Source organism: Streptomyces sp. NBC_00683, assembly GCF_036226745.1.
Lineage (GTDB): Bacteria > Actinomycetota > Actinomycetes > Streptomycetales > Streptomycetaceae > Streptomyces.
In genome coordinates this window covers 4,554,169-4,577,749 of sequence record NZ_CP109013.1, presented here as the reverse complement: position 1 = coordinate 4,577,749, position 23,581 = coordinate 4,554,169, and the positions used below count along the sequence as shown (strand labels likewise).

Annotated in this window: 24 protein-coding genes; 15 read left to right on the top strand and 9 right to left on the bottom strand. The window is 68.3% G+C overall.

The window, feature by feature from the left end; translation table 11 throughout:
• Positions 1–190: 190 nt before the first annotated feature.
• From OG257_RS20540 to OG257_RS20515, 6 genes are all read left to right on the top strand, one after another.
• A complete protein-coding gene (locus OG257_RS20540) occupies positions 191–700 on the top strand; it encodes a hypothetical protein (RefSeq protein ID WP_329209480.1) in 510 nt (169 codons plus the stop codon).
• 254 nt (positions 701–954) lie between these two features.
• Positions 955–1,602 (top strand): hypothetical protein, encoded by a 648-nt coding sequence (locus OG257_RS20535; protein ID WP_329209478.1) that lies wholly within the window; start codon positions 955–957, stop codon positions 1,600–1,602.
• 248 nt (positions 1,603–1,850) lie between these two features.
• Positions 1,851–2,255, top strand: a complete 405-nt coding sequence (locus OG257_RS20530; protein WP_329209476.1) for a DUF6221 family protein — start codon at positions 1,851–1,853, stop codon at positions 2,253–2,255.
• Between the two features lie 325 nt (positions 2,256–2,580).
• On the top strand, positions 2,581–2,829 hold the full coding sequence (locus OG257_RS20525; protein ID WP_329209474.1) for a type II toxin-antitoxin system CcdA family antitoxin: 249 nt from the start codon (positions 2,581–2,583) through the stop codon (positions 2,827–2,829).
• Positions 2,826–3,227 (top strand): DNA-binding protein, encoded by a 402-nt coding sequence (locus OG257_RS20520; protein WP_329209471.1) that lies wholly within the window; start codon positions 2,826–2,828, stop codon positions 3,225–3,227. The genes OG257_RS20525 and OG257_RS20520 overlap by 4 nt, the downstream gene beginning before the upstream one ends.
• Before the next feature lie 499 nt (positions 3,228–3,726).
• The gene (locus tag OG257_RS20515) at positions 3,727–4,560 is read left to right on the top strand and encodes a PIG-L family deacetylase (RefSeq protein ID WP_329209469.1); all 834 of its coding nucleotides are present in this window, start codon (positions 3,727–3,729) and stop codon (positions 4,558–4,560) included.
• Between the two features lie 228 nt (positions 4,561–4,788).
• On the opposite strand, the gene OG257_RS20510 is transcribed toward OG257_RS20515, so the two are convergent.
• A complete protein-coding gene (locus tag OG257_RS20510; RefSeq protein WP_329209467.1) occupies positions 4,789–5,127 on the bottom strand; it encodes a helix-turn-helix domain-containing protein in 339 nt (112 codons plus the stop codon).
• A gap of 1,123 nt (positions 5,128–6,250) precedes the next feature.
• Here OG257_RS20510 and OG257_RS20505 point away from each other — a divergent pair.
• Both OG257_RS20505 and OG257_RS20500 read left to right on the top strand, forming a co-directional pair.
• The gene (locus tag OG257_RS20505) at positions 6,251–8,026 is read left to right on the top strand and encodes a PP2C family protein-serine/threonine phosphatase (protein ID WP_329209465.1); all 1,776 of its coding nucleotides are present in this window, start codon (positions 6,251–6,253) and stop codon (positions 8,024–8,026) included.
• A complete protein-coding gene (locus tag OG257_RS20500; protein ID WP_329209462.1) occupies positions 8,023–8,487 on the top strand; it encodes a response regulator in 465 nt (154 codons plus the stop codon). The genes OG257_RS20505 and OG257_RS20500 overlap by 4 nt, the downstream gene beginning before the upstream one ends.
• On the opposite strand, the gene OG257_RS20495 is transcribed toward OG257_RS20500, so the two are convergent.
• From OG257_RS20495 to OG257_RS20485, 3 genes are all read right to left on the bottom strand, one after another.
• The gene (locus OG257_RS20495; RefSeq protein ID WP_329209461.1) at positions 8,472–10,754 is read right to left on the bottom strand and encodes an ATP-binding protein; all 2,283 of its coding nucleotides are present in this window, start codon (positions 10,752–10,754) and stop codon (positions 8,472–8,474) included. The two genes, OG257_RS20500 and OG257_RS20495, sit on opposite strands and share 16 nt — an antisense overlap.
• 235 nt (positions 10,755–10,989) lie before the next feature.
• Positions 10,990–11,796: a hypothetical protein gene (locus tag OG257_RS20490; RefSeq protein WP_329209460.1), complete on the bottom strand. Its 807-nt coding sequence runs from the start codon at positions 11,794–11,796 to the stop codon at positions 10,990–10,992.
• Positions 11,797–12,049: 253 nt separating this feature from the next.
• Complete coding sequence (locus OG257_RS20485) at positions 12,050–12,454, bottom strand: hypothetical protein (protein WP_329209458.1); 405 nt, start codon at positions 12,452–12,454, stop codon at positions 12,050–12,052.
• 277 nt (positions 12,455–12,731) lie between these two features.
• On the opposite strand from OG257_RS20485, the gene OG257_RS20480 reads away from it, so the two are divergent.
• The 4 genes from OG257_RS20480 to OG257_RS20465 all read left to right on the top strand — a co-directional run bounded on the left by OG257_RS20480 (position 12,732) and on the right by OG257_RS20465 (position 16,148).
• On the top strand, positions 12,732–13,316 hold the full coding sequence (locus OG257_RS20480; protein ID WP_329209457.1) for a TetR/AcrR family transcriptional regulator: 585 nt from the start codon (positions 12,732–12,734) through the stop codon (positions 13,314–13,316).
• A 77-nt stretch (positions 13,317–13,393) separates the two neighbouring features.
• Complete coding sequence (locus tag OG257_RS20475) at positions 13,394–14,740, top strand: MFS transporter (protein WP_329209455.1); 1,347 nt, start codon at positions 13,394–13,396, stop codon at positions 14,738–14,740.
• A gap of 27 nt (positions 14,741–14,767) precedes the next feature.
• Positions 14,768–15,526: an SDR family NAD(P)-dependent oxidoreductase gene (locus OG257_RS20470; RefSeq protein ID WP_329209453.1), complete on the top strand. Its 759-nt coding sequence runs from the start codon at positions 14,768–14,770 to the stop codon at positions 15,524–15,526.
• Positions 15,527–15,689: 163 nt separating this feature from the next.
• Positions 15,690–16,148, top strand: coding sequence for a hypothetical protein (locus OG257_RS20465; protein ID WP_329209451.1), 459 nt, complete (start codon positions 15,690–15,692; stop codon positions 16,146–16,148).
• Positions 16,149–16,262: 114 nt separating this feature from the next.
• Here OG257_RS20465 and OG257_RS20460 read toward each other — a convergent pair whose 3' ends face one another.
• Together OG257_RS20460 and OG257_RS20455 are read right to left on the bottom strand one after the other, a co-directional pair.
• Positions 16,263–16,544 (bottom strand): hypothetical protein, encoded by a 282-nt coding sequence (locus tag OG257_RS20460; protein WP_329215218.1) that lies wholly within the window; start codon positions 16,542–16,544, stop codon positions 16,263–16,265.
• A gap of 246 nt (positions 16,545–16,790) precedes the next feature.
• Positions 16,791–17,210, bottom strand: a complete 420-nt coding sequence (locus OG257_RS20455; protein ID WP_329215216.1) for a hypothetical protein — start codon at positions 17,208–17,210, stop codon at positions 16,791–16,793.
• Positions 17,211–17,483: 273 nt separating this feature from the next.
• Between OG257_RS20455 and lepB the strand changes: the two genes are divergently transcribed.
• The gene (gene lepB / locus OG257_RS20450; RefSeq protein ID WP_329209449.1) at positions 17,484–18,149 is read left to right on the top strand and encodes a signal peptidase I; all 666 of its coding nucleotides are present in this window, start codon (positions 17,484–17,486) and stop codon (positions 18,147–18,149) included.
• A gap of 69 nt (positions 18,150–18,218) precedes the next feature.
• Here lepB and OG257_RS20445 read toward each other — a convergent pair whose 3' ends face one another.
• The 3 genes from OG257_RS20445 to OG257_RS20435 form a co-directional block, all read right to left on the bottom strand.
• On the bottom strand, positions 18,219–18,890 hold the full coding sequence (locus OG257_RS20445; RefSeq protein WP_329209447.1) for a HalD/BesD family halogenase: 672 nt from the start codon (positions 18,888–18,890) through the stop codon (positions 18,219–18,221).
• 117 nt (positions 18,891–19,007) lie between these two features.
• Positions 19,008–19,904: a formylglycine-generating enzyme family protein gene (locus OG257_RS20440; RefSeq protein WP_329209445.1), complete on the bottom strand. Its 897-nt coding sequence runs from the start codon at positions 19,902–19,904 to the stop codon at positions 19,008–19,010.
• 78 nt (positions 19,905–19,982) lie between these two features.
• Positions 19,983–21,386: a sulfatase family protein gene (locus OG257_RS20435; protein WP_329209443.1), complete on the bottom strand. Its 1,404-nt coding sequence runs from the start codon at positions 21,384–21,386 to the stop codon at positions 19,983–19,985.
• 462 nt (positions 21,387–21,848) lie between these two features.
• Between OG257_RS20435 and OG257_RS20430 the strand changes: the two genes are divergently transcribed.
• Together OG257_RS20430 and OG257_RS20425 are read left to right on the top strand one after the other, a co-directional pair.
• A complete protein-coding gene (locus OG257_RS20430; RefSeq protein WP_329209440.1) occupies positions 21,849–22,376 on the top strand; it encodes an SMI1/KNR4 family protein in 528 nt (175 codons plus the stop codon).
• A gap of 752 nt (positions 22,377–23,128) precedes the next feature.
• Positions 23,129–23,545 (top strand): hypothetical protein, encoded by a 417-nt coding sequence (locus tag OG257_RS20425; protein ID WP_329209438.1) that lies wholly within the window; start codon positions 23,129–23,131, stop codon positions 23,543–23,545.
• Positions 23,546–23,581: the final 36 nt, after the last annotated feature.

Genomic DNA, 23,581 nt, shown 5'->3' with positions numbered 1-23,581 from the left:
ACATGCCTCCGGCGGGGGCGCTCAGACTCCGGGATGGGAGGGGCGCCGTTCGCGGGTGCCGGCGGATTCGTGGCGAGCGTGGTGGGCTCCCATCCCGACCACCTTCGACCCAGGCAGAGCCGAGCAGGGGTGAGTGGTGGGTCAGGGAGGTATGTACCGTCTCCGCAGACGATCACAGGGGAGGGATCAAATGTCGAGTGATCTCCAGTTCAGTTGGAGTCTGACCGGATCTGGTTGGGCAACGTATCGAATCGCGGATGGTGAGTCGGAGCAGAAGTGCAGTCCGAGCTACTGCACGAATGCGCTTGCTGATCTACTCGTTGGCGTTGCAGGACTGTACGGTCCTGACGCTCCTCGGCGGTTCTCGTTCGACTTGGAGCCCCCAGAAGTGAGGTGGGTCCTCAACAGCCGCGGGACAGCCGTCGAGATGGGTATCTACCGGTTCCCCGACATGTCCAAGAGCTTCGATCTGCCGGACGACAAAGGCGAGCTCTTGTGGCGCTCAGTCCAGTCGCGCAGCGCTATCGGTCACGTGGTCATGGAAGCCGCGCAAGACGTCCTTCAGCTGCACGGCGAGGACGGATACCTGAAGAAGTGGGTGCAGCATCCCTTCCCTGTCGCCGAGCTAGGAGAGCTCCGTCACCTGCACCTGGAGCGGGACGCTTGCGATCTTCCACACGAGTTGTCGCCCTCGGAGTGAGTCGTGCCCCTCGCGTGCCCGATCGGACGGGGATCTAGGGGCAACAGCGGTACGGAGCGGGCACCGGACATAGCGAAGGCCCCCAACCGATCTTGCTGGTCAGGGGCCTTTCACCTGCGGTGGGTGTGGGATTTGAACCCATGGTCACATCGCTGCGACGACGGTTTTCAAGATTGCTCACAGTTTGGTAGAGACGCCCCGGCCGTGGGGGTGAAAGGATCCCGCTGTATCCGACGCCACCCAGGAGAGTTCGTATGCATGTCGCAATAGCGGTGGCGGCTCCCAGGGGGTATCTGGACTATCTGGCCATCGACGGCGCGCGGTTCTGTGTGGAGATGGCCCTAAGGAGTTTCGGGGGACCGCCCGCCGGGTTCTGGGTGTTCCAGCGGAAGCCGGTCCGGATTCCGGTACCCGGACCGGAAGAAATGGCGCGATGGGCCGACGAGTGGTTCGCCAGGGACGACCCCGTGGACGCCATGCGGGGCAAGGGGCGTGGCAACGCGGCCGAGCGTTTTGTGAAGAAGAACCAGGCTTTCGGACCAGGGGAGTTCACGCTCGCCCCGACGCTGCAGGCAATTATCGAGGCGACGGGTGACCTGGCCGGCCACACGGTCGCCGTCGTCGTACTGACTTCCGCACCGGGCGACGGCGCCGCCGTCATCGCCACGTTGAAGAGGGCTGCCCGCTATCCCGTCTTCTGGGTGTTCGTCGGAGCGAATTATGACATCGAGCGTGTTCTGCACCTCGGCGTACTGGACACTTTAGGAGAGCGCCCCGACGACCCGGAGAACATCCTGGTCCTGAAGACGAGCGGGTGGGGGTCGGAGTTCGGCGGGTGGTGGCGGACCCGGCAGATCAAAAAGGCGTCGGGCCGCTGGCGCCGCCGCGCCCCGCTGGGTTGAGATACCCGGGCCTGGCGCAGCTCGGGAGAAGAACCGGAGCATTTCCCACCGCTTCTGCCTCATCAACACCGTAAGGCCGTGCCATTCTCGTGCGAGAACGGGCGGAGACTCACGGGGACTTGGCGGCAACAACGGTGCAGACTCAGGGCCTTGCTCCAAGCCACGTCTTCGCAGCTCACGTCAGCAATCGCCCAACCTCGCTCCTAAAGCGAGTGTCAGGCGGGCAGCCCATCGCCGACGATGCGCTCATGAGCGATGACGTGGTGGAGTTCCTGCGAGCGCGGCTGGACGAGGTAGCCGAGCTGGCCGGCCGATGCGACGGCGATGGCTGCGGACAGTGGACCGCCCACGGAGACACTGTCGACTTCTGTCAGATGGATCTCTCCGGATTTCGCCCGACGGTCGCCCAGCACGTGGCACTCCACGATCCCGCCCACGTTCTCCGTGACGTAGAAGCCAAGCGCCGTGTCTTGGCGCGACACGTGCTCAGCCCCGCAATCGACGATCCAGAGTTGCCCTGGGACAACCGAAACGACTGCCAGTACGACGGCGAGGACTGGCCCTGTCCCGACCTCCTGGACCTGGCCCTGCCGTACGCCGATCATCCGGACCACCGTGAACAGTGGCGGCCGCACCAGATACGCACCAGGTAGGCCAGGGATCAGCGGTCAACCACGGTCAGGCGGTACGCCCCTTCCCACCCGATCCCGGTCGTTTTCGCAGTTCAACAGGCCTTACAGAGCGAATCCACTCGTGATACCCAAGCTCAGAGCGCGAGTTCGATTCTCGTCACCCGCTCTTCGAGCAAGGCCCTGGTCAATGACCCGGGCCTTTCGTTTTGCTACCAAGACGCCGCTGCCGGACCTCGACGCGCCGCGAATACCGGAGCGCCGCAAGCCGCACTCCCCCGGGTCATGCGGCCGCGACCCCATAGACCGCAGCCCGAGCCTCCCGCGCATACTCCAGTATGCTGGCCATATGTCCTCAACGACTCGCATCACCGTCACGCTCCCCAGCGACCAGGTGGCGGAGCTCCGCAAGCTCACGGACAACGTCTCCGGCTATGTAGCGGAAGCTGTGGCCCGCCAGATCAGGCACCAGCTTCTGGGCGACGACCTTCGCCGCCACGCGGAAGAACACGGGCACTTCAGCGACGAGGAACTCGCCGAGGCCCGCTCGAAGATCTTCGGCGTCGACGGCACCTCCAAGGACGCGGACGCCGCGTGAGCGAGCGCATCGAGACCGTTGTCCTGGACCCCGAAGGGCTCTCCGCCTGGATCGCGCAGGACCGCAAGTTCCTCGCGATGCTGCAGGTCTTCCACGACATGGGGGCCGACCTCGTGATCGGGGCGAACACCATCGTGGAAGTCACCCACTCCCGCACCAACATCCCGAGCCTGAACTGGGCCCTGTCCCGCGTCAAGGTGGAGCCGGTCACCGAGCAGGCGGCCAAGGCGGCGGCGGAACTACTCAAAAGCGCCGGGCTGCACGGGCACAAGTACGCCATCGACGCCACGGTCGCCGAGGTCGCCCTGCGCCAGCCGAAACCGGTCGCCCTCCTGACGTCCGACAGCGACGACATGACCAAGCTCTGCGGCAACCAGGTCCGCATCATCCCTCTCTGACCCGCCGGTCCATCCGGAGCACGCACCCTGGCAGGTTTCGTTGCTGCCGGCCTCGTGCCTCATCCGTGCCCATCAGAGCGGACGACAGCGGTCAGATGCGGCTTCCGCAGACCAGGTTATCTAGGCCGTCCCACGAGAAAGACCAGGTCAGAACCTCTTCAGTGGTCCAAGGACCGCTGATTCCCAAGCTCAGAGCGCGAGTTCGATTCTCCTCACCCGCTCCGTGAAGGGCCCTCGGGCCAGCGGCCGGGGTGGAGGTCGGATCCGACGTGACGCTGGGACGATCATGTCTCAACGCCTGCGCCTGGAAGGCCAATCGGCCGCGCCGGGAACAGCCGGACGGGCCGACACGGTTGCAACCCGGGGGACCGGCGCCGTACGGGCAGGGAACACGGAGAGCACAAGGTCGTGCGCCCCACCAGGACCCGGGTCCCGGGGATCGCGGTACGCCCGCCGCGCACTCGGACCAAGACGTAGCTCTGCAGGAGGACTGTTTCTCATGACTGACCGGCCCTTGACGCTCATGGCGGTACACGCCCACCCCGACGACGAGGCCACCGGAACCGGAGGGGTCCTCGCGCGGTATGCGGCGGAAGGCATCCGCACGGTTCTCGTGACGTGTACCGACGGTGGTTGCGGTGACGGAGCGGAGGGTGTCAAACCGGGCGATCCCGGGCACGATGCGGCGGCCGTCGCCTTGATGCGCCGTCAAGAACTCGAGGCGAGCTGTGACGTCCTGAAGGTCAGCGATCTGGAGATGCTGGACTATGCCGACTCCGGGATGGCGGGCTGGCCGAGCAACGACGCCCCCGGGTCCTTCTGGCAGACCCCCGTGGAGGAAGGCGCCGCCCGGCTTGCGGAACTCATGCGGCACTACCGGCCCGATGTGGTCGTCACCTATGACGAGAACGGCTTCTACGGCCATCCCGACCACATCCAGGCCCACCGCATCACGATGGCGGCGCTGGAGATGACCGCGTTGACGCCGAAGGTGTACTGGACGACGATGCCCCGCTCGATGATGCAGCGGTTCGGGGAGACCATGCGCGAGTTTGATGAGGACATGCCCGAGCCGGATCCTGCCGAGGCCGCCGCGATGGCCGAGATCGGCCTTCCCGACGATGAGATCACCACCTGGGTGGACACCACCGCGTTCAGCGGCCAGAAGTTCGATGCGCTGGCCGCGCACGCCAGTCAGGGCGAGAACATCTTCTTCCTCAAGATGGGCAAGGAGAGGTTCGGCGAGTTGATGGGCACGGAGACCTTCGTACGCGTCAAGGACACCACCGGCGGTGCCGTACCCGAGAACGATCTCTTCGCCGGACTGCGCTGATCCGCTCGCCCGCCCCGGGCCCGGGGCAGCTCATCCTCGGCTTGCCCTGAGCCGCCGCGCAGGGCTGGTCCGCAGGGCTTCTCGGGGTGCGCCAGGATGGCGGCGCGAGGTCGTCACGGATCGCCCACGCCGCAGAAGTGGGCAAAGGGGGATTCGAGAGGAAACGAGCCGTACGCCACATCCTCGGACGTGTGCGCACCTGCCAGTTCCGGGCGGGCGCGCGCCACTTCACCCCACGGACGGTGAGTCCACCGCCTCAGTACCACGGCGGTGTTCGGCGTTGATGCGCTGGGCTTCTTCGAGCTGGTCTTCGAGGATGACGATGCGGCAGGCGGCCTCGATGGGGGTGCCCTGGTCGACGAGTTCCCGGGCTCGGGCTGCGATGCGCAGCTGGTAGCGGGAGTAGCGGCGGTGGCCGCCCGCGGAGCGGAGCGGGGTGATCAGGCGGGCCTCTCCGATGGCGCGGAGGAATCCCTGGGTGGTGCCGAGCATCTCAGCGGCTCGGCCCATGGTGTAGGCGGGGTAGTCGTCGTCATCGAGACGGCCGAACGTGTCGCCTGCTGTCATCGCACCTCTCTGTGCAACCAGTGGAGGGGCCCTGGTGCCGTACTGGCACCAGGGCCCCGAAGGAACTGCTACACCATCTGCCGACCCTGATACTGCGCCGGCCCTGTGTTTCCGCAGACCCGACCTGAACGCTGTCGGGGACGCGGGGATCGCGGTTGCTTGACCGGAGACCACCTCACTATCGATGTCCTGCGGTACCCGGGCCCAATGACGTCCGCCCGGGCGATCCTGATGGCGCTGGGCTCCTCCGTTCTTCCCTCTGGATGAACTGCTTACCGAACGAGACCTGCGTACTGCTGATACTGCGAACCACTGGCGGCCTCGAACCACAGCCGCTCTTCGACAGCCAGCCCCGTCGCCCGTCCTGCATCCGCTCTGGCTTGGAACCCCACTGCCGAACCTCCCGGCACGCGCGCCCGCAGCCGACGCCTTCACCGAGGTGCTGCTCACTGACTTCACTGCCGTGTACTGCGCACTGCGTATTACTCCGCGGCTGCCCCTGATCACTGCGGGCCACCCGGTCCGGTCGTCAGTCCCGTCGCCGTCCTGCAACAGCCCTGGCTTCGAAACTCCACCACCGCACCGTCCTGCGCACTGCAACTACCTGTACTGCCTGGCAGTTCATCTCTGCCGGGCCTTGCTCGATCTCGGCTACGAGAGAAACCATAGCCACCACGCCACCCAATGTCTACTGCCGCCGAAATAGATTTCCATGCACTGGACAGAGAGATAGTCGGCCTCGACCGCCGAAGGGTGCGGGCGGACCGTTCAGCCGAGGACACGCCTCCGACCGGCGCCCCTGTCGGCGGCCTCGAGCTGTCCCTCATGGCCAGGGTGTGGCCGGTGGGAGAAAGGTCGTGGAAGCAGAAAACCGTGCACCCATGCATCGCCGGCCACGCCTCCTTCCGGGCCTCACCCGGCTCACGCCGGGCGGGGGCGGTGGGCCTGCCCACATCGGTACCGCTCAGGAGCAGTGCGCGCAGGCCCCTGGCGGTCAGCTCCGCGCGCCTCGCGTGGAGCGCCGCCCCGAGACCGCGCCTGGAGGCGCTCAGCCGCGGGGTGGCATAGCGTTTCCCGTGACGGGCCGGGGCCGACAGTGGTGATACGGAACGGCGGATGAACGGTGGAGCAGCACGAGATCAGCGCTTCCCGCCAAGCAGATGACGGATGGTGGTCGGGCCATCTGCATGAGCTCTGGCGGGTTGCCGACACAGCGTCGGACGTGACGGGGCTGGCCGATTCCCTCTACTGCATGCTGCTCCGTATGCCCGGCGTGCTGGCCGTCGTAGGCACCCGCTGGAGCGGCGGGCTGCTGCACTATCTGCGTAGCATCACTGCGGCGGACACGGCGCCGTCGTTCGTGGAACTCGAACAGGATTTCGGCGCATCGGGCGCCGACGGGGCACCGGACGGCGAGCCGACCGTCACGGTTCACGAGGTGTCGGGGCTCGACGCCGCCATGCCGTATGTCCAGGTTCTGGCCGCAGCGGGCGCGCGGAGTGTGGCCGAGTGTGCCGTACCGCTGGGGCAGGACGGCTGGGCGTCGTTCATGGTCGGCACCGCAGACGCGGACGCAGTCGATGCGACGCTCCGGAGCCGGCTGAAGCAGGTGGCCGAGGTCGCCATGGTCTCGGACAGGCGCATCATGGCGCGCCGCGACGACGAGATGCGTCAGGTGAGTGACGCCTTCCTGGCGGAGGCGTCGTTGCAGATGGATTCGAGCCTTGATGTGGAGAAGACCGTGCGGCGGGTGGCCCGCACGGCTGTTCCCGCCGTCGCCGAAGGCTGCGTCCTGCATCTTGTTCTTCCCGAAGAGGGACTGACACTCGTTTCCTTCGCGCATGTGGACGCGGGTGAACAGCAGTGGCTCGGCAGGGTTGCTGCCGAGGACCCCTGGCTGACGGATCTGCTCCAGCGAGTACTCGACAGTGGCCAGGGGCTGGTACTGAAAGGTAAGGGGCTGGAAGGGGGGCCTTTCGGGGCCGCGTCGTCCGGGGCGGGCCGTGCCGTGTATGCGCTCAGTGTGAATCCGCTCAAGGCTCGGGGCCGGGCCCTGGGCACCCTGACATTTCTCTACCACCAGGTGGTCGTCGCCGAGGGGGCCTCACGGTTCCTTGCGAATCTTGCCGACCGGGCCGCGCTGGCCATCGACAGCAGCGCCCTGTACGAACAGCGGCGCCGCAACGTGGTCTCTCTCCAGCGACATCTGCTCCCGAGCGAACTGCCGCAGGTTGCGGGGCTCACGTTGAGTTCGGCGTACGAGGTGGGCGACGTCTCGCTCGATGTGGGCGGTGACTTCTACGACGCCGTCCCGAGTGCGCAGGGTGGTGTGACCCTCCTCATCGGTGATGTCTGCGGTCGCGGGGCGGAGGCAGCGGCACTCACGGGGCTGGCCCGCCATACCCTGCGCGCTCTTCTCGAGGACGGCAGTTCGCCCGAGCACGCGTTGGGACGGTTGAATCAGGCTCTGTCCAGGGAGGGCATGTCCCGTTTCGTGACAGCGCTCGTAGCGGTGCTGGTGCCCGACGAGAAGGGATTCCGGCTGCGCTATTGGAGTGCCGGTCATCCGGCGCCTCTGATACGGCGTGAGCACGGCACCGTGGAGGAGCTCCCGGCCCACGGGGATCTGCTGGGTGTGCTGGAGGACATCGAGTACGGATCCGGGTCGGCACACATGGCACCGGGCGACACGCTGGTGATGTTCACCGACGGGGTGACCGAGGCCAGAGCGGCCGACGGGACGTTCTTCGAGTCACGTCTGCGGACCGCGGTGGCGCAGATGGGCGCCGGTGAGGCCCTGGGGTTCGCCGAGCGCCTGGCAGAGGCTGTCGTGGAGTTCCGCGCGACGGGCGCCGACGACATCGCCGTGCTCGCCGCACGGGCGGAGGCGATCGTATGAGCGGGGCTGCCGGGGAGTACAGAATCGATCACAACCTTGTCTGGGTGGTCGAGGATTCGGCGGAGGACGCCGAGGCCATTGCGCGGGCGCTCGGTCGCACCCACCCGGGTCTGACTCTGGAATTCACCGACCGGGGAACCGGATTCGTCGAGCGCTTGCTGGAAGCCGCACGCCGACCGGGGCTCGTCCTCCTGGACCTGAACCTGCCTGGTCTCAGTGGAGGAGCGGTGCTGCGTTCGATCCGCTCCCGGCCCGAACTGAACGACGTGGCGGTGGTGGCCTTCACCTCGTCCACCGGACCGGACGAGGTGGACACGACCTACGCGGCAGGCGCCGACAGTTACATCTACAAGCCGGTCAACTTCGAACTCTTCCGCACGGTACTGAAGGGGGCGGTGGACTACTGGCAGAGAAAGGCGACGGGCGGGGACGAGGGCCCCGCCGCTCAGCCTCCTTCCTGACTCAGGGTGAAGAAGAAGGTTGTCCCGCGGCCCGGTTCGCTGTCGAGCCACAGTTCGCCGCCGTGCCGCTCCACGATCCGCTTGACGATCGCGAGCCCCACGCCGGTGCCGCCACCGTGCTCGCCCTCCCCGTGCAGCCTGCGGAACAGCTCGAACACCTCGTGCTGCCGGTCGGACGGGATGCCGATGCCGTTGTCCCGGACCACGACGGTCTGCTGCGGGTGCCCGCCTGCCGGTGGGCGGAGCGTGTCGACCAGGACCTCGACCGTGCGATCTTCCTTGTCCGCAGCGTACTTGGCCGCATTCACCAGGAGGTTGACCAGGACTTCGTAGAGCCGGTTCTCGTCGGCGTACACCTCGGGCAGATCATTTCTGATGACCCGCACGTGGGCCTCGGCCAGACGTTCCCCGGCCACGTCGAGCGCGGAGTCCAGCACCCGGTCCAGTGGCACACGGGTGCGGTGCAGCCCGCCTCGGCCCAGTCGGGCGAAATGCAGCAGCGAGTTGAGCAGGTCGTCCATCCGGCCGGCCAGTCGCCGCATGGTGAGCAACCGTCGGACGGTGGTCGCGTCGAGCTCCGCTGCGGCATCCTCGATGACGAAGGTCGCGGCGTTGGAGATGCCTCGTAGCGGTTCCTTGAGGTCGTGGGCTGCCACATGGGCGAATGAGTCGAGGTCGGAGTTGGTGAGGCGCAGCTGTTCGTTCAACGCTGCCAGTTCCGCCTCGTGCCGGAGTACGAGTCCTGTCAGCGTGCGCCAGAGTTCCTGCGCGGTGACGCTGTCGGTCGGCGTCCAGGGCAGGCTCCGTCCGCGTACCACCGCGCGAAAGACGGCACCTGAACCGCGAGGGGTGAGCCGTTCGCCTCGCGGTCCGACCTGGACGGGCGTGGAAGGGTCGGTGGCCCACTGGCGGGCGGTCGGACGGGCCCTGCGGAACCAGGCGAGGAAGTCACCCGAGTGGCTGAGCGTCACCATCAGAACCCCTGCCGGACCGTCTTCCGGCACGTCGTCGTGATGGTCCGGTTCCTCGGACAGGCGGTCCGTAGTCCAGACCGTGCCGGGTGCCGGCCCTGCCGCGCGGACCTGGAGGGTGTCCAGCAGAGCGGGCGGAACACTCATCCCGCTCATGACGCTGCGGCCGCCTCTGCAGAGCACCGCGCCATCGGCGTCCAACAGTGATCTGAGGGCGTCGTCACCTGCCAGGAGCGAGTCCTCCAGGTCTGCCGTCACCCGGGACATGATCTGCCCAAGACGCTCCCGGGATGCGGTGAGCGCCTCGGCCTGTTCTCGTTCCTCGATGACGGCGAGTTGGAGGGAGAAGGCCACGCCGAAGAACTCACATGCTGCCCGGAGCTCCGGAGGGACGGTGACGGCGGCGTAGCCATGACAGGCGATCAGCCCCCAGAGCTCGCCCTCCCGGAGGACGCTCACCGACATCGACGACTTCACACCGATGTTCCGCAGGTACTCCAGATGGAAGCCGGACACGGTGCGCAGTACAGAGTTCGACAGATCCAGTGGCAGGCTCGAATCGGCTCGGCGCGGAGGGTGCAGGCCGACACTGGTGTCGTCCACGTCGGCGATCGCCCGGATCCAGTTGTCGCGGTACAGCCGCCTCGCCTGGGGCGGGATGTCGCTGGCAGGGAACCACAGCCCCAGCCAGGGCTCGTGGCCGGCGGTGAGTTCCTCCGCGACCACCTCTCCTGGCCCGTCCTGTCCGTCGAAGCGGTAGGCGACCACCCGGTCGAAGCCGGTCAGCGCACGGATCTCACGCGTGGCCTCCTGGCAGCACTCAACCGTTGTCGTCGAGGACCGTAGACGCGTCAGGGCTCGCCGGACCCCCTGGTAGAAGTGTGCGAAGTGCGGTGCCGCGACGATGCGCGGCTCGCACTCCAGGACCAGTAAAGGCCCCTGCCGGTGGGCGGTCACGTCGAACATCCGAGGGGCGCCCGCCACATCGATGGAGACGGGGAGAACCAGGCTTGCCGCCGCATGCTGAGCGCCGACCTCGAGCGCCTCGGCCCACTGCTCGGGGGACAGCACCCGCGTGATGGGCCCCCCGACCAACTCCTCGGCAGCGATCCCCAGCAGGCAACCGGTGTTCAGGGCCGCGGTGTCCACGGTGCCGGTGGCGGCCTCCACTGCGAGCAGGGTGCCGTGGGACTGGATCCTGCCCAGCAGGTGGATGGGTTCCTGGATGCACTCACTGAGGTCGAAGCCGATGGCCGCCGCGGCTTCTTCCTCCCGTCCCGGGTCCGGAAGGGACATCTCTTCTCCCACGTTCCGAGTTCTCGGGCCGGTCCTGTCGGCCGCCCCGATCGCCGCGATCCTTCCACGGCGCCCTGCAGCGGAGAGTCTGCTGCGGGTGCGTGTCGTCGCTCCCGGAGGCAGCCGCCTGTGCCGCCGCAGGAGGCCCGCCCCCGCAGGCCGTGGTGGCACGTGAGGGCGGCGCTGCGGCAGGACGCATGCCGCAGCAGGACCAGGCGCCGTGAGTCGCCTGTGGTCACGGAGTCTCCTGGTGCTGGTGGCCGACATCGCGCGCGAGGTCCAGCCCGAGCACGCGGTCGAGATGTGCGAAGGTCTCGAACTTGGCGCCGGCAGGTACGTCGGCGTTCTCCTCCACGCTGCGCAGCATGTCCAGGACGGCGGGGACGCCGAGATCGTCGGCGAGTGCGGCATGAGCCTGACGCAACAGGTCGGCGGGGATCGGCCTGGATGGTTCCTGCGCCCAGTCGGCCACCAGCTGCCGCCAGTGCCGCAGTGTCCGCCGGGCCTGGGCGAGCGCGGCGCCGGTGACCAGGACGGGCGTGCTGTGGGGATGGCCGAGCAACAGCATCCTCAGAGCCAGCGGATCGCTTCCCTCCGGGGCGGCTGCGTCCGGGGAGCCTGGGCCTCCCTCGTCCGGGGGTGCCGTGCTGACCTCGCCGACATCGATCCGTACCCCGCCGGAGCTGTCCTGCTGGTCGGCGCCGTACGCGAGCACGTGCACTTCGGCAGGAGCGCTCGGTGTCTGACTCGGATCGTGAGCACGGACGGTGGCCGGCGGGTGGATGCCGAGTACGGCCATGACCCTGTCGAGCGCCTGCACTTGCTCCTGCGGCAGGTCCGGCGCGGTGAGCACCGTGAGGGTCTGCAGGTGGTGCAGCTCAGCGGTGCGCGCCAGTACGTCGCCGAGCAACAGTACGCGCAGGTGCACCGGGCCGATCCCGTCGTCGATGACCGGCAGATGGACGCAGATGCGCATGAGGTGGCGGTGCGCAGAGGGAAACTCCACGAGGTGGCCCGTGCGGGCGTCAGCGATACGCAGCATGCTGCGGAGGCTAGTCGTGGAGACCTCCGGTACGGAGGAAGCCGGCAGATGAAGCCCATCGGGCCGTAGAAACCCGGGGGCCTGCCTGACGCGGACGGTGAGGTCGTCCAGGTCGACGTCCTTGCGGCGCAGCGGCCGAGGGACAGCGCACACGAGAGCGACCCCCGACCCGTTCCCCAGGTCAGGGGCCGTTCAACTGCGGTGGGTGTGGGATCTGAACACACGGTGGCATCACCGACACGACGGTTTCAAGTCACTGTCGGGTTGAGTCGGACCTTGCTTTCACGGAGGCGATCACGGCGGTTGCGGCGCAGGTCACGATGAGAGACCCCACCATGATCATCACCACGCCGACCAGGAACAGTCCGCTGGAGTCGTCCGACCAGTCGTAACCGGCGGCGACGGTCAGGCCGACCGGGACGCCGAACGCGGCGCCTGCGATGTAGCGCCGGGATGCCGCCCAGTACACCGGCGCCAGCAGAGTCAGCACCAGCCCGATCACCTGCCACGCCTCGTAGGGGCCGGTCTCGGAACCATCAGGCTGCACGTCTCGGTGCTGGTCCCAGCCCAGCCAGGCAGCCCACACGACTAGCGTCATCACAGCAAGCACGAGGATCGCTATCAGCTGGGGAACGAGTTTCAGAGGTCGTTGCGGCATGGCTCAAGCGTGTCGGATCACCCTGCAACCGGCCAGAGTCCACATACTCAGCCCCGCTTGAGTAACTCGGCCACGGATCACAAGTTCCCCGTGCCGCAACCGCGCCGGATCGTTCAGGGACTCACGGGGAACTGCGGCTGCCTGCGGAGCTCACAGTCAGCAGTCACCGAGGCCCGCGTTCCGCAGGTGCGCACGCGAGGGACGGGAAGCTCCCATCAACGTGGCGTCGGTGGAACTTTATTGACCGCTCGTTCTGTAATGGACTACGGTCTCCGATGTGGCCAGGACCAAGGAATTCGATCCGGATGCCGCGCTGCAGTCAGCCCTTGAGCTGTTCTGGCGGCGCGGCTACGAAGCGACGTCGATCGCCGACCTCGTCGAGCACCTCGGCATCGGTCGCGCCAGCATCTACGCCACGTTCGGCAACAAGCACGAGCTGTACCTGAAGGCCGTGGACCGGTACTCGGAGGAGCGCGATCCGCTGCTCCTCACCGAGCTGTCACAGCCGGGACCCGCGCTGCCCGCGGTGCGGGCGACCGTACGCCGTTTCGCCTCGGAAGCAGCCTCCCCCGAGGACCGGCTGAATGGCTGTCTCATCACCAACACGGCAGCCGAACTGGCCCCGCACGACCCCGCCGCGGCCCGCCGGGTCGAGGTCAGCTGGGAGCACTTCGAGACGCTGCTGCAGTCCGCGCTCGTACGGGCCCGGGCCCAGGGCGAGCTGCCCGAGGATCGTGATCCGCGTGCGCTGGCCCGCATGCTGCTCGTCCTGCTGCAGGGCGTACGGATCGTCGGCAAGGCATCCAGCGATCCCGCCCGGGTGCGGGATGCGACCGAGCAGGCGCTGACCCTGCTGGACTGAATCACACGCGCCGGAACCACCGCGCCCGCTCCCGCACGCCCGAATAATGGACCGATCGATCAAATATGAGGAGGGGTATGACCGCCGGGGGAGCCACCCACGTCGTCGACGTGCAGCACCGATACGCCTTCGTCCTTCTCGGAAGCGTCCAGACCACGCTGATCTTCACGCTCGCCGCGATCGCTGTGCCGCTGCCTCTCATCGGGCGGGAATTCGGCCTGCAGCGGGCCGACTTGATCCTGCTCAGCGCCTCATACGGACTGACCTTCGCCGGCCTGCTGCTCTTCGGTGGCCGCCTCGCCGACCGCTTCGGCGGGCGGCGTACCCTCGCCGTCGGCCTCCTCCTCTTCGCCGCGGCCTCGGCCGCCGCCCCGTTCGCTCCCGGCATCGGGGCACTGCTCGCGGCACGTCTCGCACAGGGCGCAGGCGCGGCCCTTGTCGCGCCCGCCGCCATGGCGGTGCTGCGCACCGTCTTCCGCTCCCCCGCCGCGTACGGCAGGGCGATGGCCACCTGGGGCGGACTCTCCGTACTCGGCGCGACCGCCGGCAATCTGCTCTCCGGCGTCATCCTGTCGTGGCTCTCGTGGCGTTGGACCTTCGTCGTACCACTCGTGGTCGCGGTCACCTCCCTGGCTCTCGCGCCCCGGCTACTGCCGCACACCGCTCCGAACCGGGGCAGGACTCTGGACCTGCCGGGTGCGCTGCTCGCCACCACCGGGATCACTCTCGCCAGTTACGGACTCGTCGTCACCGACGTCCGGCCCTGGTCGTCGACCGGCGTGCTCGTGCCACTGCTCGGCGGGGCCGTACTGCTTGCCGCGTTCCTGTACGCCGAGCGTCACGCCCGCGACCCGCTGCTACCGATTCGCTTCCTGCTCGACCGGCGGCGGGCCCTCGCCCTCACGGCCATCGCGCTGAGCGCCTGCGGGACCGCGATGACCTTCGTGGTCCTCTCACTGCACCTCCAGCAGACCCGTGACTGGTCACCGCTGCAGACCTCGGCCGCCTTCGTGCCGTTCGCCGTCGCGCTGATCGCCTCGGGCCGCGCGGCAGGGCCCCTCGTCATCCGGTACGGGGCCGGAGCCGTCACGACCGCCGGGCTCGGCACCGGCGCGGCCGGGCTCGCCTTCCTCGCCTCCACCGGACTCCACGCACACACCCCGTACGTGTACGGGCTGCTGCCGGGCCTCGTGCTGCTGTCGGCCGGTACCGCGGCCTCCTTCGGCGGAGCCGCCGTGCTCGCCACCGCAGGCGTACCGCCGCAGCAGACCGGGCTCGCCGGCGGTGTGCTGAACAGCGCGATGGAGCTCGGTCCGACCGTCCTGTTCGCCCTCCTGCTCACGCTCGGCGGCGACGCCCTGTCCCTGGCCGCGACGGGGTCCGCCCTTGCCGTCGCAGCCTTTCTGAACCATCGCACCGACTAATCCACCGCTCGAAGGAGTTGCCGAACAATGAAGCACTTCACTGGCAAGACCGTGCTCGTCACGGGCGCGGGCTCCGGTCTCGGCCGCGCGATCGCGCTCGCCTTCGCCGCCGAGGACGCGTCCGTGATCGCCGCGGGTCGCACCGCGGCCTCCCTGGAGGAGACGGTCGGCCTCATAGAGGCGGCCGGCGGCACGGCCGCCGCCGTCACCGTCGACGTCACGGACTCCGGCCGGGTCCGGGACCTCGTACGCGAGAGCGTCACCCGTTTCGGCGGGCTCGACATCGCAGTCAACAACGCCGGGATACTCCGCGGCACCGTCCCTGTCGGAGAGGTGAGCGAGGAGGACTGGGACGCGGTACTTCGGACCAATGTCACCGGCGTCTGGCTGGCCATGAAGCACGAGATCGCGCACATGAAGGACAACGGTGGCGGGGTCATCGTCAATATCTCCTCCAACCTGGGCGCCCACCTGCGTATCCCGAACGCCGCCGCGTACATCACCTCGAAGGCAGCGGTCTCCGCGCTGACCCGCGCTGCCGCTCTCGACCACATCCACCAGGGCGTTCGCATCAACGCGGTCAGCCCCGGCGCCTCCGCCGCTCCCATGTCGCTACGACCCGGCGAGACCGAGGCCGACCGTGCCGAGCGGGTGAAGTCGGAGAACCCGCTCGGCCGGGTCGCGGAGGCCGAAGAAGTGGCGGCTGCGGTGCTCTACCTCGCCTCGCCCACGGCGGGCGCGGTGGTCGGCACCGACCTGGTCGTCGACAGTGGGGCATCGGCCTGACGTTCGGCAGGCAGGGGTGACCACCCCAGCAAAAGGCTTCACCACGACGGGCTGGAGGCGGACCCGCGTCTCCACGGGCCGCCCCCATTCGGCCCGTCCCTGGCGCACTCCGGGTGCCTGGTGACGCCTGCGCCGAAAATGATCGAAGAAATGAGATGCCTTGATGACGGTCTTCCAGTGCCGCGGCTGCCACCGAGCGGTAACCCCGACGGTCAGCGAGCGGTCCCTGCCGGACCCTGATGTGGATGAAGGGTGGTACCGGGCGGAGGCGTCACCCCCGGATGCAAGCGGGCATTCCGCTGAACCCATCGTGCGGATGCCTCCGGGGGCGTTTGCGGTCGATCCCGATGCGTCAGGCCCACCGTACGTACTGGATAAGTCGTCCGGCTTCCTGGTGGAGTCCGGCCCGAGCGGCACCATCGTGCTCAACCCCGGCGACAGCCTCGGTCTGGAGGAGCACCCCGACATCGCGATGCGCCGTGGCTACTGCTGCGGGATGGACGGCGAATGGGGGCCCAACCTGGCATGCACGTGCGGCGCAATCATCGCCACCATCTACTCCGACTGCTATCAGGTCCAGGAGCTGAGACTGCAATCCGACGCTGTTGAACGATGCGATTAATGGTCAGGTGACCCGCCTCCACGCGTGGCCCTTCTGCGCCCGACCGCCTGGCCAGAGGTCGTTCACCTGCTGTGGGTATGGGATTTGATTCCACAGTCGGTTTCGGGATCGCGGTCAGTCGCCGACGAACCAGAGGTATCGATGTGTCCCGCTCTGCACTACCTGGCACAAGTCACGGGCTTGGTCCACCCAGGCACCTCCGTAGGCTTCGGGAAGTCGATCGAGCTCCTCGAGCAGGAGCGGAACCTGTCGCTCGTTGAAGACAGCATCCCCGTAGGGACTCAGCGCCCACAGCATCGGGAAGTTCACCGGATCGAGCGCCGGGAGGAGGTCCGTCCACTCCAGTCCACCCTGGGCACGAGCCACGGCCCTTCCCCGGTCCCCACGCACCACCATATTGATCACTCGCCGACCCTACCGACCCTTGACCCCGAGCTGACAAGGCACAGGTCTCCGCGCCATCGGACACAGCACCAACAGGCAGCCGCGGCCGACGGACCCGAGCGCGGCCGTCCATCGGCAGCCTTTCGCGGAGGGCCCCCGGCACCCTCTGTGGTGTACCGACGGTCGAAGTCCGGTCCCTTGACGCCGACGGCCTGGCCCCTTCCCTGCGGCCAGGCCGATGTGTCCCTGTCCTGCCGGTCAGCCGTGCATCGCGGTGCTGTAGACGTAGAGCGCGATCACACCGGCGATGCAGGCGAGGACCACCCACGAGCCGAAACCGGTGTGCCTCCCACTGCTCCTGGGCCGCGTAGCCTTCGCGGACCTACGGGACCGCCCGGGCGCTGCCCGTCCCGGAGCGACCGGCGCCACATCGGCCGCCGCCTCGGCGAGCAGGCGCCGACAGGTCGCGGCGAGCACGCCCGTACCGGCGGAGAGGGGCACCACGGCCTCCGAACGCGCCGGAGCGGTGGTCCCGCCGTCCAGGATGCGCCCCGCGCGTACGAGGACCTCGTCCCGGCCGCCCGCCGGAGCGAGGCTGATCCACCGCCGTACGTGCTCACCCCGGATGACCACACCGCCGGACCGCTCCCGGTACACGGTGTGCTCCCGCCACAGAATCTCTGCCAACTGCCCCGCAGTGTCCCTCAGTTGTGTACCCACAACCCCTCCCCCTCCGCCTCTCGGCGAATCGAACAAGCATCGCACTCTAGTAGGAGGCGCAGAGCGGAGGTCAGCAGCCCCCACCGTGACCGCACCGTGCACCGGCCAAGACCGCACAAGTCCCCGGCTCCACCCACCTGGGCGGACCTGGGGGTGAGGCGCGCTTCCGTCCCGACACCGCTTAACCTCTGCTGGTCCGCCCGGTCCAGGGCGTTTCAGGGGAGGGTGTTCATGCGTCAGCGGATAGCAGGCAGCGGGCTGAGAGTCGCGGGCTGGGTACTGGTGCCACTCGGGCTGCTCCTGGCGGTGGGAGGCATCGGGTACTTCTTCACGCATTACCAGGGGGCCACCGTCATGAGCGAGGCGATGGAGCCCACGTACCGCCAGGGCGATCGGCTGGTCATCGAGAGCATCGACGCGGGCGAGGTGCGCAGGGGTGATGTCGTACTCGTCGATGTGCCCGATCGCTACCAGGGCGGTCCCGTCCTGCAGCGGGTCATCGGGATGGGCGGCGATCACGTGGTGTGCGACGGAAATCGGATCACGGTGAACGGCAAGCCGGTCGACGAGCCGTATCTGATGCGCGGCGAAGTGAACCCGGCGACCGGGCCGTACGACGTGCGTGTGCCGGACGGGCGGTTGTTCCTGCTGGGCGACCACCGGGGCAACTCGAACGACTCGCGGTTCTTCCTCGACGAGCAGCAGGGCAGCGTCGCGGCCTCCGGGGTGCTCGGGCGCGTGCACAAGGGTTCCGCCGCCCCGGTGGCGTCGGGGGCGCTCGGAGTCCTCGGGGTCTTGCTGGCCCTGGTCGGGATCGGCCTGGGGATCGGGGGGTACGCCGCCGGACGGAGTGCCCGGCGGCCGCTCGCGGCCGTGCCGCCGTGGGCCACGGCTTAGGAGAACGCCGCCGGCAGGTCCTGCGACTGCTTCTTCGTGCCGGGGACGGCGTCCCGTTGCGGGTTGACCTCAGTCGTAGAGGAGCGAGGCCGATGGCGCGGTCGTTCCCTGGCGGCCCGGCGTGGTGTACGCGAAGTTGAGCACCGTACGCCGCAGCCCCGGACGCCCGAGCGGGGTGACGCGGTGGGCGGTGCGGTCGCTCCGCAGGAGGTAGCCGTCGCCGGGCCCGTGGTGCACGAGCCGGGCGCCGGGCGTGTCGAGCTCGTCGAGGTCCCTGCCGGGGTGGAACTCCAGCAGTCCGCCGTCGGCAGGGTGCGGCGGGGCTTCCAGGAAGAGGACCAGGGCGAGCGGGTAGTCATCGGTGTGCGCGCCATGGGTGTCGCCCGGGCGGTGCAGGACGTTCAGGACGTGGCGTTCGACGGGGTCATGGACGGCGACGACCGTCTCACCCAGGAGCGAGGACAGGAGCCGCATCAGTTCCCGGTCCTCGTAGAGACGCGTGATGAGCGGTGAAGCGTCGGCGATCTGGTGTCCGCCGAGCGTGGTCATGTGCCGGGGGCTGTCCGCCATGTACGGCATGCGGAAGTCCCGGCGTACCGCATCGGACTCCAGCCGGCGCGCTTCCCCTCCGAGCTTCGCGAGCCCCGCGGGGCTGATGAGCCCGGGCAGGGCGACGTAGCTGTCGGAGGAGAACCGTCGGCGCAGGGAGTCCCGGCGCGAGTCCACGGGCAACGAGAACATGGACGATCCATCCCTCATGCCCGAACAGGGCAAACCCACCTCGACCCGGTCCGCTCAAGACGAAAGCGTGCCCGTCGGGCTGCTCAGGCTCGGCGGACGTGCCCCCCACGCTTCCTGTCAGGTCGCCACGCGAAAGCCGATGTTCCCCGTCGAGCTGTCCGGCGTGTTGGAGCTTCGGGCCGCGACGCGGTAGCGGTTGCAGTACGAGTCGTGGCACAGGTAGGAGCCGCCCCGCATCACGCGGGACCCGTCCGGTGTGAACCAGTCCTCGCACCACTCCCAGACATTGCCCACCACGTTGTAGAGGCCGTAGCCGTTGGGGCGGTAGGACGTCACCGGGGCTGTGCCGACGTAGCCGTCCTCACCCGTGTTGTGCAGGGGGAACTCCCCTTGCCAGATGTTGCACATATGCCGTCCCCCGGGCGTCAGTTCGTCGCCCCACGGGTAGCGCTGCTGCTCCAGGCCGCCCCGCGCGGCGTACTCCCACTCCGTCTCCGTCGGCAGCCGCGTACCGGACCACGCGCAGTACGCCTGTGCGTCGTTCCATGAGACGTGCACGACCGGATGGTTCTGCCGGGTGCCGAACGAGGAGCCCGGGCCCTCCGGGTGTCTCCAGGTGGCACCGGGCACCGCTCGCCACCACGGAACTGCCGCCACCGGCTGCGACGAGGCGGCGAGTTCGTCGGGCAGCAGGCCGGCGAAGACGAAGGAGAAGCCGAAGTGCTCGGCTTCGGTGACATGGCCCGTGGCCTTGACGAAGGTGGCGAACTGGGCGTTGGTCACGGCTGTGGGCGCGATACGGAAGGGGGCGATCCCGGTTTCGCGGACCGGGCCTTCACCATCGGCCGGAAAGCCGTCCGGGTCGTCGGTGCCCATGAGGAAGCGCCCGCCGGGGAGGGCGAGCAGTTGCTTGGCGACGCGGAGGGCGGATGCCGACCGGGGCGGAGGCGGCGCGAGGGAGACCGTGACGGTCGTGGCGTCACCGTGGCCCGGTGTGCAGCAGGAGGAGGACACAGCAACTCCTTCGGTAGGACGGTCCGGCAGGGCCCTGGAGCCGGCGCTCCAGGCCCCTGCCGGAGGCTTGGTTCCTTGCTAGCTGACGCGGTCGGTGGCGAGCTGGGCCGCCAGTGCGGGTATGCCGAGGTTCTGCTCGTCCTGCGGGGTCGCCTGGTGGAGGCTGTTCTTCAGCTGGTGCGGGTCGCCCGCGAGGTCGTAGTGCTCCCGGAACTTCAGCTGTCCCGTGCCGGACACCCCGCCGTCGGCGTCGGTCGTCAGGTCGTAGTACTCGGTGTACTGCTTGTTCTTGGCCACGTACGACGCCCAGGTCGGCGGCCCGCCCGCGGCGGTGCCCTGCTTCCAGAACTCGACGAGCAGGTGGTCGCGGCTGTACGAGGTCAGCAGCGACCTGCCGTCCTGCGCGTGCCCCGGCGTGACCCCGGCCGCGTCGAGGACCGTGGGCGCGATGTCGATGTTGGCGACGATGCGGTTGTCCGTGGTTCCTGCGCCCAGGCCACCGGCCGGCCAGGAGAGGTAGAACGGGACCTCATGGGCGGGGCTGTAGGGCACCGACTTCTTGGTCCAGCCGTGGTCCGCCCAGCCGAAGCCGTTGTCGGCGATGTAGATGACCAGGGTGTTGTCCAGCTGACCGAGGGCCGTCAGCTTGTCCCTGAACGCCTGCACCGCGTCGTCGACGGAACGAAGGCTCCGCAACTGCTCCGCGCGGATCCGCCGGCCCTCGGCCAGGGTCCCCGTCGCGTTCTGGATGAAGACCGGCTTGTCGCTCCGGTCGGCCTCGGGGACGGAGGGCCGCCCGTTCCAGTCCGGCACGGCGGTACCCGCGTACTTGGCCTCGGGCGTACGGGGGCCGTGCGAGGCGTACGGAGTGACGTACGCGAACCAGGGGCGGCTGTCGGTCGCGGCCTTGTCCAGGAAGTCCAGCGTCCGGTTCTTGATGATGCTGGTGGTGTAGCCGTTGATCGTCTGGACGTTGCCGTTGACGTTCCACCGAGCGTCGACGTAGGCCGGCTGGAGCAGCGCGAAGTCCTCGAAGTGCGGCGGATTCTCGGCGAGCGTCCATGCGTTGAGGAACTTGCCGAACAGGCCGGTGCGGTAGCCCGCCTGCTTGAGGTACCGCTGAAGGGTGGTGCTCTGGTCCAGTTGGTACGAGGCCGCGTTGTTCCGCACGCCGTGGTTGTGGGCGTACTGCCCGGACAGGACCGACGACCGCGACGGCGAGCAGAGCGGCGTGGTGACATGGCCGTTGGTGAACCGCACGCCTCGTCCGGCGAGCCAGTCGACGGTCTTGGGGAGCGCCCACTCCGTCTGCTTGGGCTGGTCGTCGGTCACGATCAGAAGGATGTTCGGGCGGCTCGCGGCGGCCGCGGAGCCTGCGGCGGCCACCTGCGCCAGCGCGGGCACGGCCGCCGTGGCAGCTGCCGCCGCCGTACCGGCGAGAAAGCCGCGCCGGCTCACCTGCGGTCTGTCGTTGTGACTCATGGATCGTTCCTCCTGTGGTCCATCAATGGGGCGGCGGGGTGCGGAAACCGCATGCTGGACACGCGGAACTCATGGACACCGCGCGCCCGCACGGGCACGGCAATTCCTGCCGGAAACAAGGAAGGGACGGAATCAGGCGTGAGGACGGCCGGGCGCCGAGTGGGATCCCGCAACGAAGTCCGTACGGCGTGAACTGACCGGATCTGAACCGGGTCACTGCCGCGAAGGGTGCCGGACAAGGGCTGCTCGAAGGTCGGGCGACAAGCGACCGGCCTCGGCGGTCACGCCGTGTCGGCGGTACACAGCGCGCTCGCCAGCCTGCCGAAATCGACATGGCGGCGAGCAGCGAGCATTCCTTCTGCTGCCATGCCAGGAGACTAGGGGGAGCGGAGCGTGCCGTTCTATGCACGGCGTATGAAATCTGAAGCCGCCTGTGAGCGACCGGGTCGTAGGCTGCCGGCCATGGCGCGATTCGATGAGATCAGGGCGACGTTCTGGGATGACGGTGACTACGGTGCCCAGCAGCCTCTGACGGACGAGACGGTGCGAGAGGCCGAGCGTGTGCTCGGCGTGACGCTGCCCTCGGCGCTGCTTGACCTTCTGCGGGCTCAGAACGGCGGCATCGTGGCTGCCGGTCACGATGCGTTCCCCACCAGCCGGCCGACCTCGTGGAGCGAGGACCACGTTCCCTTCGACCACCTGATGGGCATCGGGCGACAGGACGGAGCGACCTCGCTGCTCGACACTCCCTACTTGGTCGAGGAATGGGGCATGCCGGCTCCCCTTGTGCTGCTCTCCGGTGACGGGCACTGCTGGATCGGGCTCGACTACCGCGCTTGCGGGCGGGACGGCGATCCCTCGGTCACATGGTTCGAGACCGATCTCGAAACGGAGCTCGTGCTGGCCGGCGACTTCCGCTCGTTCGTCGAGGGCCTGACTGCGGGCAGCTCGTACGGTGACGGCTCGCCTGCCGACGTCGTACCGGCTTGATCAACGCGGCGTCTTCCGGGCCGAAAGATCACGAGCTGTCCGGCCTGAGCAGATGCGGGTTGCGCGCCTCCATGGTCCATGGGGTGGGATGAGCTGAAGGGGAGGACGCTTGTGGAGCAGCACTTGCCGGAAGGGCCGAACGCCGATCCTGATGCGGCAAGAGATCGCCACACCGCAGACATGCGGGCATCACGAGCGGCGAAGGGCGCCGTGCGCGCCGCATACAAGTTCACCTTTGGTTGGGCAGAGTGGATCACGCCGTAGCGGCGTGCCCCATCGGTGCCCGAGCGTGCTTCCGTGCGTCGCGTATACGCCTTCCCCAGCGCAATCGCCGTGTAGAAGCCTCCCTGAGGTCACTACTCGGCGGCTCGTAGGGGGTACGGAGTGGCGTCTCAATCCAGGTGTGGCGCACGCACCAAGGCGGGCACAGCGTGCCGGAACCTCGCGGTGGTCGGCACCTCTCGTTGTGCGAAGCATCAAGGCCCGTGGTCGGCCTACGGGGTCGCGCAGCGCAAGGAGAAGGAAGCCAAAGCGAAGAAGCGCAAGATCCGCGGGAAACGGTAGGCGCCAGCTGTTCATGGCCGTGCGGGCCGTTCGGCTTCCCGGCGAGTGCGGCCCGCCCCGACGTGGACGTGCGCGACCAAGGTGAGCACGCCCATGGGAAGCAACGACGTAGGAAGCTCTCAGCTATGGGCTGACCTGGGCTTATCCGCTACTCTCCCGTGAGATCCGCAGCTCAGGGTGGGGGCACCGTGAACAAGAAGAACAAGCTGGTTCTGGCAGCATTGGCAGCGCTAGTCGCGGCTGTGCCAACCACGTTGGTGGTGCACGACAGGATCGAAACAGCGGAGCGGGAGTCGCTCGAGCAAGCGGCTCTGAGGGTCTTCCAGCGCGACGCAGACCTCGCCACGGCGTACTGGCGGAGCCTTGAGCCACCACCGGGCAAAGTGTGGGACAAGGCCGTTGCCAGTGCTGTCGTCTCCGACGTCGAGATGCAGGGTGACCGGGCCAAGGTGTGGGTCGACGAGTACACGACGCCGTACGCCACCGATCCGTCCGGCAAGGACTCACAGCCGACCACGCCTTATGCGGGCTCCCACCTCTTTCTGTTCGAGCCGGCGGGAGACGGCTGGCGGCTCGCCAAGGATCTCACCGAGTCCGATGCCTAGGACTACTGACGTGCCGAGCGCCGCCGCACCTGGGCC